This is a genomic window from Campylobacter coli (genome assembly GCA_039516895.1).
Classification (GTDB): domain Bacteria; phylum Campylobacterota; class Campylobacteria; order Campylobacterales; family Campylobacteraceae; genus Campylobacter_D; species Campylobacter_D coli_B.
This window is the reverse complement of sequence record CP154437.1, coordinates 530,549-548,627: the sequence shown is the minus strand read 5'-3', so window position 1 is coordinate 548,627 and position 18,079 is coordinate 530,549. Positions and strand designations below refer to the sequence as shown.

The 18,079-nt window shown below is 31.5% G+C and carries 19 protein-coding genes; 11 read left to right on the top strand and 8 right to left on the bottom strand.

The annotated features are described in order from the left end of the window. Positions 1-178 precede the first annotated feature (178 nt). From purD to AAID94_02630, 6 genes are all read left to right on the top strand, one after another. Positions 179-1,429: a phosphoribosylamine--glycine ligase gene (gene purD / locus AAID94_02655; GenBank protein XAK24436.1), complete on the top strand. Its 1,251-nt coding sequence runs from the start codon at positions 179-181 to the stop codon at positions 1,427-1,429. After that, positions 1,426-1,878 carry an RDD family protein gene (locus AAID94_02650; protein ID XAK24435.1) on the top strand — a complete coding sequence of 151 codons (453 nt, stop codon included), beginning with the start codon at positions 1,426-1,428 and terminating at the stop codon, positions 1,876-1,878. The genes purD and AAID94_02650 overlap by 4 nt, the downstream gene beginning before the upstream one ends. Next, complete coding sequence (locus AAID94_02645) at positions 1,868-3,916, top strand: LPS-assembly protein LptD (GenBank protein XAK24434.1); 2,049 nt, start codon at positions 1,868-1,870, stop codon at positions 3,914-3,916. Before AAID94_02650 ends, AAID94_02645 begins: the two co-directional genes overlap by 11 nt. A 73-nt stretch (positions 3,917-3,989) precedes the next feature. Beyond that, the gene (locus AAID94_02640; GenBank protein XAK24433.1) at positions 3,990-6,149 is read left to right on the top strand and encodes a polyribonucleotide nucleotidyltransferase; all 2,160 of its coding nucleotides are present in this window, start codon (positions 3,990-3,992) and stop codon (positions 6,147-6,149) included. Continuing rightward, entirely contained in the window at positions 6,146-6,628 is a 483-nt protein-coding gene (locus tag AAID94_02635; protein ID XAK24432.1) for a DNA-deoxyinosine glycosylase, read from the top strand. Before AAID94_02640 ends, AAID94_02635 begins: the two co-directional genes overlap by 4 nt. Before the next feature lie 605 nt (positions 6,629-7,233). Beyond that, positions 7,234-7,443, top strand: a complete 210-nt coding sequence (locus tag AAID94_02630) for a 4-oxalocrotonate tautomerase family protein (GenBank protein XAK24431.1) — start codon at positions 7,234-7,236, stop codon at positions 7,441-7,443. On the opposite strand, the gene AAID94_02625 is transcribed toward AAID94_02630, so the two are convergent. Both AAID94_02625 and AAID94_02620 read right to left on the bottom strand, forming a co-directional pair. After that, on the bottom strand, positions 7,440-8,096 hold the full coding sequence (locus AAID94_02625; protein ID XAK24430.1) for a DUF4230 domain-containing protein: 657 nt from the start codon (positions 8,094-8,096) through the stop codon (positions 7,440-7,442). The two genes, AAID94_02630 and AAID94_02625, sit on opposite strands and share 4 nt — an antisense overlap. Before the next feature lie 17 nt (positions 8,097-8,113). Then, on the bottom strand, positions 8,114-9,298 hold the full coding sequence (locus tag AAID94_02620; protein ID XAK24429.1) for an MFS transporter: 1,185 nt from the start codon (positions 9,296-9,298) through the stop codon (positions 8,114-8,116). Between the two features lie 53 nt (positions 9,299-9,351). On the opposite strand from AAID94_02620, the gene AAID94_02615 reads away from it, so the two are divergent. Then, on the top strand, positions 9,352-9,807 hold the full coding sequence (locus tag AAID94_02615) for a low molecular weight protein-tyrosine-phosphatase (GenBank protein XAK24428.1): 456 nt from the start codon (positions 9,352-9,354) through the stop codon (positions 9,805-9,807). A 1-nt stretch (position 9,808) separates the two neighbouring features. Here the strand turns inward: AAID94_02615 and AAID94_02610 are convergent, their stop codons facing one another. From AAID94_02610 to AAID94_02590, 5 genes are all read right to left on the bottom strand, one after another. Then, a complete protein-coding gene (locus tag AAID94_02610; GenBank protein XAK24427.1) occupies positions 9,809-10,678 on the bottom strand; it encodes a 1-aminocyclopropane-1-carboxylate deaminase/D-cysteine desulfhydrase in 870 nt (289 codons plus the stop codon). Positions 10,679-10,687: 9 nt separating this feature from the next. Next, entirely contained in the window at positions 10,688-11,638 is a 951-nt protein-coding gene (locus AAID94_02605; GenBank protein ID XAK24426.1) for an OmpA family protein, read from the bottom strand. Continuing rightward, a complete protein-coding gene (locus AAID94_02600; GenBank protein ID XAK24425.1) occupies positions 11,635-13,089 on the bottom strand; it encodes a MotA/TolQ/ExbB proton channel family protein in 1,455 nt (484 codons plus the stop codon). Before AAID94_02600 ends, AAID94_02605 begins: the two co-directional genes overlap by 4 nt. A 98-nt stretch (positions 13,090-13,187) precedes the next feature. Then, entirely contained in the window at positions 13,188-14,252 is a 1,065-nt protein-coding gene (fbaA, locus tag AAID94_02595) for a class II fructose-bisphosphate aldolase (protein XAK24424.1), read from the bottom strand. Continuing rightward, the gene (locus tag AAID94_02590) at positions 14,252-15,073 is read right to left on the bottom strand and encodes a peptidylprolyl isomerase (protein XAK24423.1); all 822 of its coding nucleotides are present in this window, start codon (positions 15,071-15,073) and stop codon (positions 14,252-14,254) included. The genes fbaA and AAID94_02590 overlap by 1 nt, the downstream gene beginning before the upstream one ends. 82 nt (positions 15,074-15,155) lie before the next feature. Between AAID94_02590 and nth the strand changes: the two genes are divergently transcribed. From nth to AAID94_02570, 4 genes are all read left to right on the top strand, one after another. After that, complete coding sequence (nth, locus tag AAID94_02585; GenBank protein XAK24422.1) at positions 15,156-15,782, top strand: endonuclease III; 627 nt, start codon at positions 15,156-15,158, stop codon at positions 15,780-15,782. Next, a complete protein-coding gene (locus AAID94_02580; GenBank protein XAK24421.1) occupies positions 15,779-16,429 on the top strand; it encodes a DNA/RNA non-specific endonuclease in 651 nt (216 codons plus the stop codon). Before nth ends, AAID94_02580 begins: the two co-directional genes overlap by 4 nt. Before the next feature lie 9 nt (positions 16,430-16,438). After that, positions 16,439-17,071, top strand: a complete 633-nt coding sequence (locus AAID94_02575; GenBank protein XAK24420.1) for a trimeric intracellular cation channel family protein — start codon at positions 16,439-16,441, stop codon at positions 17,069-17,071. Positions 17,072-17,149: 78 nt separating this feature from the next. Continuing rightward, positions 17,150-17,368 carry an EexN family lipoprotein gene (locus AAID94_02570; GenBank protein XAK24419.1) on the top strand — a complete coding sequence of 73 codons (219 nt, stop codon included), beginning with the start codon at positions 17,150-17,152 and terminating at the stop codon, positions 17,366-17,368. A gap of 3 nt (positions 17,369-17,371) precedes the next feature. Here the strand turns inward: AAID94_02570 and cmoA are convergent, their stop codons facing one another. Then, the gene (gene cmoA / locus AAID94_02565; GenBank protein ID XAK24418.1) at positions 17,372-18,076 is read right to left on the bottom strand and encodes a carboxy-S-adenosyl-L-methionine synthase CmoA; all 705 of its coding nucleotides are present in this window, start codon (positions 18,074-18,076) and stop codon (positions 17,372-17,374) included. Positions 18,077-18,079 lie beyond the last annotated feature (3 nt).

The window sequence follows — 18,079 nt, the reverse complement described above, 5'->3', positions numbered from 1 at the left end:
AGTGATCCAACATATTTTTATTAACTGTGATTGTGCGATTTACCGTGTTCTGTGGCGTCGTTTGAGTTTCGAAAGAAGCGAGAAGTTGCAGCCTTTAAAAATTGCCTAGCGGTTTTCTTTGACTTTTTGGGGTCAATCTTTATTAAGCGGCTGTTTGGGTTTGATACAAGGAGAATAAATGAAAATAATGATTTTGGGTAGCGGCGCTCGTGAATATTCTATCGCTTTAGCTCTAAAGCGTGTGGATGAAAATTTAGAATTTTATTTTGCTCCTGGTAATGGTGCTACCGAAAGTCTTGGAACCAATCTCAACTTTAAAGATCCTGTAGTTTTAGCTACTTATGCAAAAGAGAAAGATTTTGATCTATGCATAGTAGGTAGTGAAAGTTTTTTAGCTGAAGGCATTGTAGATATTTTTAAACAACACAATATTCCTATTTTTGGCCCTACAAAAGCTGCGGCTATGCTTGAAACTTCTAAGTCTTTTATGAAAAGTTTTTTAAAAAAATACCGTATCAAAACGGCAAAATTTTTAAATACAAACGATATAGAAAAAGCAAAAAACTTTATATTAAGCTTAACGCCTCCTATTGTCGTTAAAGCCGATGGGCTTTGTGCTGGCAAAGGGGTAATCATTGCAAAAACCCATGAAGAAGCTATAGAAGAAGCATCTAAAATGCTTAGTGGAGAAAGTTTTGGTGAAGCAGGCAAGCTTATTGTGATAGAAGAATTTTTAGATGGTTTTGAGCTTAGTATTTTTGCAGTATGCGATGGTAATGACTTTGTGCTTTTACCTGCTGCACAAGATCATAAAAAACTTTTAGATGGAGACGAAGGACCAAATACAGGTGGTATGGGGGCATACGCTCCAAGCTCCTTAGCAAATGAAAGCTTGCTTAGAAAAATACAAAAAGATATCATTATCCCGACTCTTGCAGGTATGAAAAAAGAAGGTAGTGAATTTTGCGGGGTATTGTTTATAGGCATTATGGTTGTAGGTAACAAACCTTATGTTTTGGAATTTAATGTGCGTTTTGGAGATCCTGAATGCGAAGTTTTAATGCCTTTGATTGAAAATCCTCTAGAGCTTATTTTAGCCACTACGCAAAAACGATTAAGACATACTAAAATAAAAATCAAAAAAGACTATGCAGTAGGCGTAGTATGTGCGAGCGAGAATTACCCTTACAAAAGCTCTCCAAAAAGTGAAATTTCTATAACAAATATTCCTGAAAATACACATATTTCTTATGCTGGAGTAAGCTTAGAAGATGGCAAACTTATGGCAGATGGTGGGCGTGTATTAGTTTGTGTTGGTACAGGTTCAAGCATAGAAGAAGCACAGAAAAAAGCTTATGAGCTTTGCGAGAATGTTCATTTTAAAGGCAAACAATTTAGAAAAGATATTGCTCATCAGGTTATTCAATGAAAGAAGATTTGCTTACGCGTCTTGAGCGAGAAAATCTTACCATTGCTAGCTTTAACAAAAGGATATTGGCATACTTTATTGATAATCTTGTACTTTCGCTGATTGTATTTGTTATTTTTTACGACAAATTGCTTAATGCTAAAGATTTGTTTGATACAGCTCAAATTTTAGGTGATTTTTACTTAGGATTTTTATTGCTTCATATTACCTACCAAACAATTTTTACTTATTTATATGGAGCAAGTTTAGGAAAAATGGTGTGCAAAATCATTATTTTAGATGAAGATTTATTAGACAAGCCCAATTTAAACCAAAGCTGCATACGCTCAATCGTAAGACAAATAAGCGATATGGCATTTATGTTAGGCTTTGCTTGGGCTTTGAGCAATGATTTACGCAAAACTTGGGAAGATTATCTAGCAAGGACAATAGTAGTTAATGTGGCGTAAAATTTTATTTTTAAGCGCTAGCCTTACCTTACTCGATGCCGCCCAAGTGGATATTTATGCACTTGATGCTAAAAAACAAGGAGATATACTCACTGCAAATGAAGATGTAGTTATTTTTTCAGACTTTTATTTTATCACCGCCAATAAAGCTATTTACAATGAAAAAACCGGAGATTTAGAACTTTTTGGTGATGTAAATATATTAAGAGGCCAAAATGAACGCTCTCATTCTAACTACGCTAAAATCAATTTAAATTCAAACAAGGCCAATTTTAACAATTTCTTCTTTTCTAATAATAATCTAGAAGTATGGTTTCAAAGCAAAACAAGCTATTTAGATGAAAATATTTTCAAAAGCGAAATTTCAGCTGTTTCAAGTTGCAATGTTGAAGATCCTGATTGGGAAATTCGCTTTTCTGAAGGATGGCTCAATAGGGAAAATAATTTTGTCCATTTATATAATGCCAAGCTATATGTTAAAGATTTTCCTGTATTTTATTTGCCTTATTTTGGCTTTAGTGCGGATACTCATCGCCAAAGTGGACTTTTAATCCCAAAGATAGTCTTAAAAAACAGCGAGGGTTTATATTATGAGCAGCCTATTTATATAGCGCCTTATGAAAATTGGGATCTAGAATTAAATCCTCAAATCAGAACCAATCGTGGCTTTGGACTTTACTCCACCTTAAGATTTGTTGATTCTCCTTATTCCATGGGAGAGGTAAATTTAGGAGCCTTTAGGGAAAATTCATCCTATTATCATGATGAAAATTTAAAAAATCAAAGTCATTATGGTGCAGAATTAAAATATGCTAGAAATGATTTAATTAAAACCTTACTGGGTGATAATTTTCAAGAAGGCTTATGGGTAGATGCTACCTATCTTAATGATATAGATTATCTTAATCTTGGCAGTAGGGATTATCGTGATTTAAATTCATTGGTTACTTCAAAAATCAATTATTTTCTAGCAGATGAAAATAATTATTATGGGGCTTATGCAAAGTATTATATCGATACTTCTGCATTAAATAACGATAATACCCTGCAAGAATACCCAAGCTTTCAATATCATCGCTTTTTGAATAATTTTTTTGATGAACGCTTGCGTTATTCTTTTGATGCATCTTTTCATAATTTTTATCGTCCCGTAGGCCCTTATGCAAATCAACTGAATTTAAATTTGCCTATTTCTTACCATAATGCTTTTTTTGATGATTTCTTACATTTTACTTTTACTGAACGCTTTTATGCTTCATTTTTAAATTATAGTCATTATCCTGAAAAAGAGCATGAGCATTATTTTAGAAATACACATGATTTTAATCTTTATACTGATTTATCTAAAGCATATGATAATTTTTTTCACACTCTTAATTTTGGTTTAGGGTATATTCTTCCAGGAGCCAAATCAGGAAGTATTTCGGAGGATTATCTTGAAGAATCCAACAAAGAAGAAGAACACTTTGGCCTTTATACTACTCAATACTTTTACAATAATGAAGGCCAAAAAAAAATCAAACATAGACTTAATATTGATTATTTAAACAAGCAAGGCAGTTTTGATGAAATAAGCAATTTATTAAGTTATTATTATAATAACAATATCAGTTTTAATAGTGAGATTGTTTACTCTGATCTTCAAGATCGTTTTACAAATATCATCAGTCAAATGGAAATCAAACCTAATTCTAAATTTAATTGGAGCTTTTCGCACGCCTATCAAAATGATGAGTATGGAAAATATAGCTTTATAGGTACTCGTGCAAATTACCTTGCTAGTGCAAATTATCATTTATTTGGAGGAATTTGGTTTGATACCCAAAGAGCACATGCTAATATGTGGGAACTTGGATATACTTTTCAACGCAAATGTTGGAATTATTCTTTAATGTATAGAGAAAGAATTGATCCGCAACTTACAAGTGCGGGAATTACTGCTAAAAATCAAAGCGGTATTTATTTTATTTTTAACTTCTATCCTTTAGGTGGAGTTAAATACGATTTTTCTTTAGCAGAAACGGAGAGTAAAATTTAAAATTAAGGAATGAGATTTGCTAAATATTTTTAAAAGTTTGACAAATTTATTATATGGAAAAAAAGGACAAATTATGCAATACAGTATAGAAATTAATGGTAATTTAGAAGTATTTGATATAGAAAAAGTAGCTAAACAAGCTGCAGGTGCTGTACTTATGCGACAAGGAAAAAGTGTCGTTTTAGCTACAGTTGCAAGAGAAGAAAAGCCTGTTGAAGAAGACTTTTTACCTCTAACTGTTCAGTATATAGAAAAAGCTTATGCAGCAGGAAAAATCCCAGGTGGTTATGTTAAAAGAGAAACTAAACCAAGCGATGCAGAAACCTTAACTGCACGCATCATAGACAGAAGCTTGCGTCCACTTTTTCCAAAAGGATATGCTTACCCAACTCAAATTGTCGTAATGGTTCTTTCTGCTGATCCACAAGTTGATCTACAAGTTATGAGTCTAAATGCAGCAAGCGTAGCACTTTATCTTAGCGATATTCCTATGAAAGCTCCTGTTTGTGGAGTTCGCATAGGACGCATAGAAGAAAAATTTGTCCTAAATCCAAACAATGAAGAGCTTAAAAATAGCACCCTTGATCTTTATGTAGCAGGGGTTAAAGATGAACTTTTAATGATAGAAATGCGTGCTTTACCTAATCAAAAAGAGGATGAAATCTTTATCGAAGCACCTTATGCAGATGTTTTAACTCAAACAACTTCACAAAGCATGAATGAACTTAGCGAAGATGAAATTTTAGAAGCACTAAGCCTAGCTCAAAAAGCTATATTAAATGGCTCTAATGCTTACGAAGAAGCTTTTTTGAAACATAAAAAATCAAGCGATTTAAATTTCAAAGATGAAATAGAAAATTTCGAACTTCTCGCCTTTATAGAAAATAATTTTCACGATCAAATCGCACAAGCTATCAATCAAATGGCAAAAAGTGAAAGAGCGAGCGAATTAAATAAAATCGCTGAAAAAATATTAAATTTTGAAAGCGCAACAAAATGGGATGAAGAAAGCATTTTAAATGCTTTAGCAAAAGTCAAACATAAAATCGTTCGTAGCCAAATTTTAAATACAAAAAAAAGAGCGGATGGTAGAAATTTAAATGAAGTGCGTCCTATCACCATAGAAACAAATATTTTACCTAATGCACATGGCTCTTGCCTTTTTACACGCGGACAAACCCAAGCTTTAGTTGTAGCGACTTTAGGCAGTGAAAATGATGCGCAAATGGTTGATGTGTTAACCGAAAAAAATCCTATCAATGAACGCTTTATGGTTAATTATAATTTTCCAGGCTTTTCAGTAGGCGAAGCAAGTCCTATCAAAGCACCTGGAAGAAGAGAATTAGGACATGGAAATTTAGCTAAAAGAGCCCTTTATCCAAGCATAGATGAAAATTATCCTTATGTTATCCGTTTGGTAAGTGAAATTTTAGAAAGCAATGGCTCTAGCTCTATGGCAACGGTTTGTGGAGGGTCTTTAGCTTTAAGAGCAGCGGGGGTGCCTAGCTTAAAACTTGTAGCAGGAGTAGCTATGGGGCTTATTTTTGAAGGCGATCAATATGCTATTTTAACTGATATTATGGGCTTAGAAGATCATGATGGGGATATGGATTTTAAAGTAGCAGGTAGTAAAGACGGTATCACAGCTTTACAAATGGATATTAAATTGGGCGGTATTGATCAAAAAATACTCAAAGAAGCCTTGTATCAAGCTAAAGAAGGTAGAATTCACATCTTAAACATCATGGAAGAAGCACTTAAAGAAATCGTTGTTAATGAAGAGGTATTGCCAAAACTCGAACTTTTCAATGTTGATCCTTCAAAAATAGTCGATATCATAGGCCAAGCTGGAAAAACTATCAAAGAAATTATTGAAAAATTTGGCGTTTCTATAGATTTAGATCGTGAAAAGGGTGAAGTAAAAATTGCGGGCAATGAAAACGAACAAATCAAAGCTGCAAAAGATTATATTATCAATATCACAAGCTCTCAAAAAAATAACAAAAGAGGCTTTAAAGAAAAAGATCTATCAGACTTTGAAATAGGCGAAGAATTCGAAGGAAAAGTCAAAAAAATCACGAATTTTGGAGCCTTTATAGAACTTAAAAATGGAATCGATGGTTTGCTTCATAATTCTAAAAGTAAAAATCTCAATTTAAGCGAAAATCAAATTTTAAAAGTAAAAGTAAGTGAGATTAAAAATGGTAAAATCTCTGTGGATTTATGCGAGTGAGTGAGTTTTTAACTCATCCTTTTAAACCCTTTTTTGATAAGGATTCTAAAATTTTGATTTTAGGATCTTTTCCTTCAGTTAAATCAAGAGAAGATGGATTTTACTATCAGCATCCAAGAAATCGTTTTTGGCCTATATTAGAAACACTTTTTGATACAAGATTAGAAAATATAACAAAACAACAAGCGTTTTTAAAAGAAAAAAATATCGCCCTTTGGGATGTGCTTCAAAGCTGCAAGATTAAAAATTCAGATGATAAAACTATAAGTTACGCAAAAGCTAATGATTTAAATTTAATCCTTTCTCAAGCACAGATCCAAGCTATTTTTACCACAGGGAAAAGTGCTTACCAATTTTTCACTAAATTTCATCCTCATTTAAAAGCCATAGCCCTACCCTCAAGCTCTCCTGCAAATTTAAATTTTTCTTTTGAACAACTTTTGCAAAGCTATAAAATAATTAAAAATTTTATAAAATAATTTTTGATTACGTATGTAAAAAATACCCAAAAGCATATATAAAAATAAAATTATTTCACAAAAAAGTAATACATATAAAAACACACCTTCGCATATAAAAAATATAATTCCAAAAAAGACAAATAAAAATAAAGCTAAAGTTCCTAAAAACAATTTAGAAAGATCTTTAGCACAAAAAATCATATAATTTATAAAAAAATCAAACATTTTAAGATTTATGATATTCTTTGCAAAGTCTATTTTTGCTAGCTTCTATATAATAATTCATTTTTACTAGCATAAGTTTTATCTCCAACTCCTGGTGCATTACACCAAGTCCCATTCCAAACATCAAAGCAAAAGGTACACCTCTTTCTTGTTTTTACTCCAAATATTCGCAAAAAGCATTAGCACTACCATACAACAACATCGTTCCAAAAAAACATGCAATAATTTTATACATATAAGCCTCTTTTTAAGGAATGTTTTGTATCAAATTATAATCTTGTTTTTATAAATTTAATATTAATTATCAAAATAATTTTTATAAAAAATGAGCTTTTCTAATAAGCTTGTATTAATGTTTTCTATTTAAAATTATTAAAAAATATATAAAGGAGTTTTAAATGCCTTTTGTAAATATACGCATTACTAAAGAAAACGGCGAGCCTACAAACGAACAAAAACAAGAACTTATCGCAGGAGTAACGGATTTACTCGCTAGAGTTTTAAATAAAAACAAAGCCTCAACCGTAGTAATCATTGATGAAATCGATACAGATAATTACGGCTTAGGTGGAAAAAGTATCACCCAAGTAAGAAAAGAAAAAAGCTAGTTTATATCTAGCTTTTGAGTATTGTCCTTAAATTCAAACTCTACCTTTTTTGCTCCAAAACCTTTGGCTATAGCCTCTAAAGTATCTCTAGCGCTTTTGTGAATTTTACTTTCTAAATTTCTAATAAGATTTAATGACAATTCTTTAACCTCTTCTTTAGCTTCTCTTATGAGCTTATTTTTGTCATTTTCACTAAAGCTAAGTCCTGTGCTATTAATAGAATCAGGCAGCAAAAAAGGCAAAAATTTAGCATTTTTTTCATCATAAAATTTCATATCTATAATGCTGTGCTTGTATTTGCATTCAGGCATAATAATCTTATAATAATCATTATCTAAAACTATGATTTCAAAATTTTTATCTCTTAAATCATATAAAAATGTAATCTCAAATTCAAAAATCAAAGCAATCTGTCTTTCGCTTAAAGACCAACCCAAAATACTTTTCCAAATTCCGTTAAAAGCACTATCTTTTTTGGTAACAATTTCTTTACTAAAGACTTGAAAAACACTGAGTTCTCCTATGGATTTAAGCTGGGTAATATCATTGCTAATATGAATATCTTTCTCTTCTGTTTTAGAGCCATTTTTAAACTGCTTTATGATGACAAATACAAGCAAAATAACAATCAAACTAAGTAAAATGAGTTCCATAAAATCACCTTTCTAAATTATAAACCTTGATTAGAAAAAATATAATTTCTTTCAAATATCAAAAAAATTATAGCATTTAAAATAAAAATACAGCAAATAAAAGCAAAAACAAGTTCTACACTAAAATGCGCTGTTATCAATCCTCCTCCAAAAGCACCGCAAAAATTTCCTAAAAACTGACAAGTTTGATTAAAACCAAATACAAGGCTTAAATTTTTAGCACTAACACCTTTTTTAAGCAAAGCATTCACACAAGGCAAAAGCCCTCCAAGACCTATTCCTATGAGCAATCTTACAAAAATAAGTGCATAAACATTTGTAGCTAAGGATTGTAAATAAAAACAAATTCCACAAAATATCAAAGCACCAAAAATAATCTTACTAGGGCCGATTTTATCTGCTATTTTTCCAAGTTTGGGCGCAAAGAAAAGATTACTAATTCCGCTTGCAGCCACAACCACACCCGCCCAAAGAGCTAAATTTCCACCTTGATAAATTTGTTCTACATAAAGACTTAAAATAGGCATTACCCCAAAAGTTCCAAACTGAATAATAAAAGTTGTGATGAAAATAATAACAATAAGTTTTTTATTTTCCTTAAATTCTTGAGTATTCTTTTTTGCTTCTTTTTGAATTTTTCTCTCACGAATAAAAAGAAAAATTGTCACAAAAGAACAAGCAAGCAAAAAGGCTACCAAGTCAAAAACAGCACTAATACTAAAAATTTCTGCCACAACTCCGCCAAATAAAGGACCCAATAAACTCCCACTGATAGATGCAGTAGAAAGCGTACCTAAGGCGTAAGCTACTTTTTCTTTGGGTGCTATTACAGCAATAAAAACAACAGCTGCTGCGGTAAACCCTGATACAATGCCTGTTAAACCTCGTATCAAAACCACTTCCATAGCATCATGGGCAAAACTAAGCCACAGCGTTAAGGCCGACATTCCCAAGCTTGCTCGAAGTAGCATATTTTTATAGCCGTATTTTGCACCCAAATATGCCCACAAGGGCGAAAAAATAGCCATTCCAAGCGGTGTAATTCCAAAAGCTAATCCTGAGTAAAATGCGATTTCGCTAGTATTTGTATGTCCTAATTCTTTGATATATAAAGGCAAGATTGGAGCGATTTGGCTAAGTCCCATACTTGTAGTAAATACGCCAAACCAACATACCCATAAAGTCCTATTGAAATTTTCCATAAAATTATTGTATGATATTTTTTATAATTTTCAATTAAATTTCAAGGATGAAAATGAAAAAGATAGTTTTTGTATGTCTTGGAAATATTTGTCGTTCCCCCATGGCCGAATTTGTCATGAAAGATCTCATTAAAAAGGCAAACTTAGAAAAAGAATTTTTTGTAACCAGTGCAGGAACCTCAGGAGAGCATGATGGAGAAAATATGCACTATGGCACTCAAAATAAACTCAAAAGCTTGGATATAAAATATCAAAATTTTACAAGCAAAAAACTCACTCAAGTACTTTGTGATGAAAGTGATTTTTTAATTACTATGGATAATTCCAATTTCAAGAATGTTCAAAAAAATTATAAAAATACTCAAAATAAACTTTTAAAAATCACTGATTTTGCTTCTCATTTAGGATATGATGAAGTTCCTGATCCATGGTATAGTGGGAATTTTGATGAAACTTATCAAATCATTTCTTTAGCGTGTAAAAATCTTTTAAATCATCTACAAAAATAAATTATTTATCTTTGCAGTATTTAAATATATATCTTTCTAACATAGAGGAATTTCCAGAAATTCCTCCTTGGTGGATATAAAGCAAGGGATTTTTCCATTCTCTTTTTAAGGCTATACTCAATCCTAGCATATCATAAAGTAAATCAAATTCTACTAGACATTCTTGTTTTAAATCTTTATAAAGCTGATAAAATTCTAAATAAGGTTTAGCAAAATGATATTTTTTATCACTTTTTAGAATTTCTAAATTCGAAAAATCATAATTTTTAATAAGATTTAAAATTTGAGTTTTAAGGTAGTACTCATCTCCAACACAAGCACAAGTAAAAACTTTAAATTTGGAATTTTTAGCTAAAAATGCAGCCGAAGTTCCCGTGCCTGAGGGTAGAAAAATATCAAAATCTAAACCTAAATTTTTACTTTGACTTTCTATTTCCTTGGCCAGTTGAATATAACCTGATTCGGCATTTAAATTAGCAACTCCTTGCTCTATAAAAATATCATCTTTTTCACACAAAGAAAGCGCAAATGTTTTTAAGTCTTTATCGCTGTGATTTTCGATAAAATAAACATTGTTTTCTAAGGCTAATTTATAATTTCCACAAGGATTATTTCTTAGATAAGCAGGAATCTTTTCACAAGCATAAACAAGAATCAAATTTCTTTTAGTCGCAAATATACTAAGTGCTACCAAAGCATTACCTTGAATGCCACCATAACTTATAAAGCGTTGACCCTGATCATAGTTTTGAGAAAGATAAAAAGCAAGTTTTCTAGCTTTGTTTCCATTGATTTCTCCTAGCAAATCATCACGCTTGATATAAAATTCAAATCCTTGAAATTGAATTTTTTCTATGGGAGAAACTAACATTTAAAATTCTTAACGAAATTCAAAAAACTTTTCAACATCTTTTAAAGCATTGTCATTTTTAATACTGAATTTAATTTCTATGCGGCGGCTTTTGTCTTTATCCTCTACCCCATTAACAAGAACAGGATCAGAAAACGATCTACCACTTGCCATCAAAAGTTTTTGCAACCTTGTATCCTTATAAAAAGTATAGATAAAATTCATTACCTCATAAGCGCGTTTTTGAGATAAATCAAGATTATAAATATAAGATCCATCACTATCTGTATGTCCTTCGATGATGATATTTTCTATGTTAGATAAAATCTTTGGATCATTAATAATAGCATTAAAATACTCACTTAAAATTTTTCTTAAACTCGCCTTGGCTTCATTTTTAAGCGTGTAAGAATCTTTATCAAATAATACCTCAGAAGGTAGAGAAATAGATCCTGTTTTTTGATCTATGGTAATATTACTATCAAGTTTAGCTTGCAATTCTTTGCTTAAATTCTCGCGAATCAAACTTAAATTTTGAACCTTTTCTTTTGCCTTGTCAAAGCTTTCTTGCAAATTCCTAATTTCTTCATCTTTCTTTTCTAGCTGACCTAACAAAATCAAAATTTGCTTATCTTTGCTATCGATAGATGAATTAAGCTCTTTACTTAATTGTTCATAATTAGTGATATTTGCTTCAAGTTCTGCTTTTTGAGAATTTATAAGATTTAAAGCACTTGAAGCATTATTTAAATCAGAGCTTAATTTAAAAACAATAGCTTCTTTATTTCTAAGCTCTTCTTTACTTTCTTCTAAGCGTGCTTCTTGTTTGTTAAGATTATCTTTGATTTCTCTTAGATCACTTTGAGTTAAAACGTATTTAACTACAATAGCACCTATTAACAGGATAAAAACAAAAAGTAGCCCAGCCATCAAGTCAGCATAGGCTATCCAAAAATTACCTTCTTCTTGCTCATTTTTCATTTATCTTCTTTTTCTTCTTTATTAAAATTTTTATTAGAATCTAAAGTATCGCTATCGTTTTGTATTTCTTTAGTTTGTTCTGTATTTTCAGTTATCTTTTCGCTTGAAAGAATTTCATTTTCTATATTATCTTGCTCTTCTTGAGTAATACTAGGAGTTTTACCTATCTTAGCCATCACTTCATTTGTTTCTTCATTTAAATTCTTGATTTCTTGCTTTAATTTATCCATCATTTTGATTTTCGCATCGATACTTTTTTCTTCCTCATAAACTTCTTTAAATTTATGCATACCCTCAAAAAGACTTGTCTTAAAGCCTTCAAAAACCTTTTCTTGACTTTCTAAAATAGCTTTTTCATATAATTCAAAATTTTTACCAAAACGATCCACCTTTTCATCAAAAGCAAGCAAGGTCTTATCAAAATGCTGAATTTTTTCATTGCTGATATCAAGAAGACGGTTATATTGCTCAGACATTCGCATATTGATTTCTTTTAAATTTTGATTAAGCATTCCTATACCATTTAGCATTTCACCATACATTTTTCCAAGATCTCTTTGATCTCTTTGTGCCCTGCTTAACTCGCCCATAGTTTGCTTAATATGCTCCCCACTCAATCTTATAGCTTTTTCTTCTACATTGAGCATATCTTGAAAAATTCCAAATTTTCTATCTATAGTATGATCAAGTTCTGCAAAAAAATCTTGATTGCTTACTTGTTTAAAAATAGCACCGATTTTTTCAAAATGTTGCAAGCTTTCACTCAAATATCTTTGATCAAGTTCTTCTTTTGTCCAAAAAAATCCGCTTGTAGAATTTTTTTGGCGATTTAACAAACGCTCGATCTTACTCTTTCCAAATTTTTCAAAAAACATCCACCAAAGAGCTAGAAAAATACCATAAATTGAAACATAAAAAGCAGTCCCTACACCACTTAGTAAAAGAGCGATCTCTTGCTCTAAAGCCGCTGTATCACTAGAGCTAAAATTAGGCATAGATAATGCTATACTGATAAAGGTTCCTAAAATTCCCATCATAGGAAAAATAGCCGCACCAATACTAGCAAAATTTTCATTCCTTGAACCCTTAACATAAGCATAAGCAAAATCATCAAAACTTGCATTGGATTTTGTATCTTTACCTATGGTAAGAAAATGCTTCATAATATGTCTTTTTAAGGCTTGTTTAAATTCATCTTTTTGTTGTTCAAAAATACTATATGCATACTCAGAACTATGCCTTGCAAACACAAGGGCTGTGAAAAAAATAAAGCCTATCATAACAACAGTATGCAATTCGACTTTGAAATTTATAATATTATAATAACCCAATAAAATAAAAACATAAAGTAAAGCAGGTATAAAAATAATTTTTAAATAAACTAAATATCCTTTTTTCTCTTTACTTTCTGGCAGAATGAGTTCTGAAATTTCATCCGATCTTATATCCATAACACTAATACCCCATTAGCTAAATTCTATTTTAAAGATTATTATCAAGAAATTCAAAAAATCTTTAAAATAAAATTTAGGAAGATTAAGCCAAAGGCTTAATTTCTTCCTATACAATTTAAATCTTCAAAAGCAAGCTCTAAACGTTTTATCATACCTTCCTCACCGCTTCTTAGCCAAACACGCGGATCGTAGTATTTTTTATTAGGCTTATCATCGCCTTCTGGATTACCAATTTGACCTTGTAAATATGCACGATTCTTTGCTTCATACTCACGAACTCCATCCCAAAATGCCCATTGAGTATCTGTATCGATATTCATTTTTACCACACCATAACTCACTGCATCTTTGATATCTTTTAGTTCACTTCCGCTTCCACCATGAAAAACAAAATTGATCGGCTTATCAGCTTCTAGGCCAAATTTTTCTTTTACAAATTTTTGTGAATTTTTAAGAATTTCAGGCTGTAAGCTTACATTGCCTGGTTTATAAACTCCATGCACATTTCCAAAGCTGGCTGCTATTGAAAATTTATCGCTGATTTTTCCAAGTCTTTCATATGCAAGTGCTACATCTTCAGGCTGGGTATAAAGTTTAGAATTATCAATACCTGTATTATCCACTCCATCTTCTTCTCCACCCGTGCAACCAAGTTCAAGTTCGAGTGAAATTCCCAAAGAATCAAGTTTTTTAAGATATGTTTCGCAAGTGCTTAGATTGTCTTCTAAATCCTCTTCGCTAAGATCAAGCATATGAGAGCTAAATAAAGCCTGTCCATGAGTTTTTTTATATTCAGCATTTGCTTCTATAAGTCCATCTATCCAAGGCAAAAGTTTTCTAGCAGCATGATCTGTATGCAAAATCACTGGGATACCATAAGCCTTAGCAAGCAAATGCACATGCTTAGCTCCACTAATCGCTCCTAATACATCACCTTGCGGACAATTTTTCCCTGCATAAAATTTCGCCCCTCCATTAGAAAATTGGATAATAACAGGAGAATTTACTTTTTTAGCAGCTTCTAAAACAGCATTGATCGAATCAGTTCCCACTACATTAACAGCAGGGATAGCAAAACCTTGTGCTTTAGCGTATTCATAAACTTTATTAAGCTCATCTCCGCTAACAACCCCTGCTTTTACGATGTCTAACAAGCCCATTATTTGTATTCCACTTTAGCATTGTTTAACAAATCTTGACCTTTTTGATTGATCACTTTTTTAAATTCTTCAAATTTCAAACCATTTTCAATGCCTTTTTTAACATCATCAAATTTAATTTGTTCTTTTGCACGAGAATTTTCTTTTAAGATTACATGGTAACCAAAATTTGTTTTTATAGGAGTGGTTGTAATAGTACCATTTTTAAGTGCAAATGCTGCGTCAGTAAAAGGTTTTACCATTGTTGATTGATCAAACCAACCTAATTCTCCACCTTGATTTTTTGAACCTGGATCGATTGATTTTTCTTTAGCAAGTTGACTGAATTTATCATCTAAAGCTTTACCTTTTAAACCTTTGAGTTCTTTAATAATATCTTTAGCCTCTTCCTCGCTAGATACTAAAATGTGCTTAGCTTGAACTGCAGCAGGTTTGATATATTTTTCTTTATTTTGTTCATAAAATGCTTTAACTTTAGAAGAATCAATTTTAATAGAATTAAGAATTTTTTCTTGATAAACATTAATAAGTATGCTATCTTTTGCACGTTCTAATTCTTTTTTATAAAGAGGATCTTTTTCCAAATTTTGTTTTTTAGCATCTTGTAGTATCAAATCTTGCATGATGTATTGTTGCAAAAGAGCATTTTTTTGATGATCAGGCAAGCTTTTAAAATCCTCTCCTCTAAGCATCGGTGCAAAAAATTCACTCACTTCAGTATCGCTTATATTTTTACCATTTACAGTAGCTATAGTAGCTGCATTTAAATTTAAAGCTACACCTGCAATTAAAGCTGCGGCAATTAAAGAAACTTTTCTCATTTTAGACTTCCTTTTTTAATAAAATAGATTAAAATCAATTATATCTCAACTTGGTTTAAAGCTAATTAATTAAAATAAAAAAATGAAAAGAAATTCAGAAATCAAAGAACTTTTTTTAAAACATTTTGACAAGCCCACCACAGAATTAAAGTTTTCAAATCTTTATGAACTTTTAGTCTGTGTGATGCTTTCTGCGCAATGCACTGATAAAAGGGTTAATCTTATCACCCCTGAGCTTTTTAAAGCTTATCCTGATATCACAAGTCTTGCAAATGCAAATTTATCGAGCCTTAAAACCTATATACAAAGCTGTTCTTTTTACAATAACAAAGCTCAAAATCTCATCAAAATGGCTCAATCAGTCTGTGAAAATTTCAATGCCCAAATTCCATTAGAGGAAGAAAAATTAAAATCCTTAGCTGGAGTAGGGCAAAAAACAGCCCATGTGGTTTTGATTGAATGGTGCGGTGCAAACTGCATGGCAGTAGACACTCATGTTTTTCGCGTTTCTCATCGCTTAGGACTTAGTAAGGCCAAAACTCCCGAAGCTACCGAAGAGGATTTAACACGCATATTTAAAGATAATCTTAACTATCTCCATCAAGCTATGGTGCTTTTTGGGCGCTATGTTTGCAAGGCTAAAAAACCCCTATGCAAAGAATGTTTTCTAAACCATCTTTGCAAAAGTAAAGACAAGGAGCTTGAATGAAATTTATTATCTTTTTACTAGCATTTACACTTCATGTTTTTGCTTTAGAAGCCTATAAACCCGATAAAGATTTTGCATCTTATTTTAATCCTCTAAATTGCTCCGTTGTTTTGGATAAATTTTTTTATATCAATTGTTATGATTATAAACTCAAAGGCACCAAAGCCGTAGCTTATAAGGTAGAAGCGTCTAATCTGAAAGAAAAACAGATCAAAAAACGAGCTCGCTTTGAAGATGATACAAATATCCCTAAAAAATACCGTAGCACTTGGAGCGATTATAAAAATAGTGGCTATACCCGAGGACACATAGCTTCAAATGCCTCTTTTCGTTTTAGTAAAGCAGCACAAACATCAGTTTTTTTAATGAGTAATATCACTCCACAAAATGCACAAATCAACGCAACGGTTTGGAATGAAATCGAACAAAGAGAAAGAAGTCTTGCTTTTAAATTTCAAAGTGTTGAAGTGCTAAATCTAATACTTTATGGTAAAAATCCTAAATTCATTAAAAATGGTATCGCTATACCGAGTTCTTATATTAAGATCATCAAAACTCCTCGATTTAAAGAATGTTATGAGGTGCCAAATAACGATATCCAGAGTGAAGAAATCAATGATTATAAAATTTCTTGCAATAAATTCTAAGGGCTATCAATGGAAATTAGTGCTTTAACTATAACTATACTCTATATTATAGGAATTTCAGCAGAGGGCATGACGGGTGCTTTGGCTGCAGGCAGACATAAAATGGATCTTTTTGGAGTAATTTTCATAGCTTTAGTAACTGCCATAGGAGGCGGAAGCATACGCGATGTGCTTTTAGGTCATTATCCGCTTACTTGGGTTAAACACCCTGAATACATTGTTTTAATTTGCCTTTGTGCTCTTGTTGCTACTAAAATTCCACGCATTGTTAGTAGATTAGAAAGTTTATTTTTAACACTTGATGCCATAGGACTTGTAGTCTTTAGCATACTTGGTGCACAAATTGCAATAGAACAAAACCATGGCTTTATCATCGCAATCTCTGCAGCAGTAATCACAGGTGTTTTTGGTGGAATTTTAAGAGATATTTTATGTATGAGAATTCCTTTAGTTTTCCAAAAAGAAATTTATGCAGGAATTGCAATCATAGCAGGGGCGATTTATTACGCTTTAATGGTTTATCTTCAACTGCATGCTTTAATTTGCACGCTTGTAACGCTATTTGTAGGAGTTACAGCAAGACTTTTAGCAATCAAATATCAATGGTCTTTGCCTATTTTTTCCTATAATGAGGAAAAATAATGAATTGTATTTATAAAAATTTGCTAAGATAAAAAGAAGCGTGATAAAAGTTTAATTATGCTTTTTAAGGAAAATACTATGAATAAAGCAATACTACTTACCCTTATTGGTTTATTTTTTACAGCTTGTGAACAAACCAAAAGTGTAGAATACTACAAAGCTCATCCCGAAGAAGCCAAAAAAAGAAGTGATGAATGTCGCTTGAAATCTATCATCAGTCAAGATTGTGTAAATGCTCATAGCGTTGCCATCCCAAAAGAAGATTGGGATGAAGGCCATGATACACAAACAAGATAATTTTTATTTAAAGGCTATAAAGGTTTCAAAATTAACCCACTTAAAAACACTTTCTATTTTTTCAAATCCTGCATTTTTAAGCATATCTAAATTTTCTTTTTCACTATAAGGGATAAGAACATTTTCCAAAGCCTCCCTTTTGGCTGCAATTTCGATTTTAGAATAACCTTGTCTTTCTTTATAATCCGCATAAAGTTCTATCATATTTTTAGACAAAAAAGCATCTTCATAAAGAATTTTTTCGCTCATGATGAAAATACCACCTTTGTTTAAATTCTTATAAATTTCATTAACAAGTTCTTGTCTTTTAGGCGGACGAATAAATTGCAAAGTATAATTAGCCACAAATACATCACTTTGAAAAAATACAAAATCACACAAATTCGCTTCAAAAAATTCTATATTTAAGCCATAAGCTTGTGCTTTTGATTTGGCGATTTCAAGCATAGAAGGAGCATTATCCACACCAAAAAGCTTAAGATCTTTTCTTAAGCTGGCTAAAAAAATTAAAAAATTCGCACTAGAACAGCCCAAATCACAAACCTTTGCCCTCTCTTTAGTCAATTTTTTTATCAAATTTGCACAAAGTTCTAAATTTTCTTTATAAAAAGGCACAGAGCGGTTAATCATATCATCAAAAACACTTGCAACACTCTTATCAAATTCAAATTGTTTGGTTAATTTTTCTTTAAAAAGTTCATCTTTCATTCT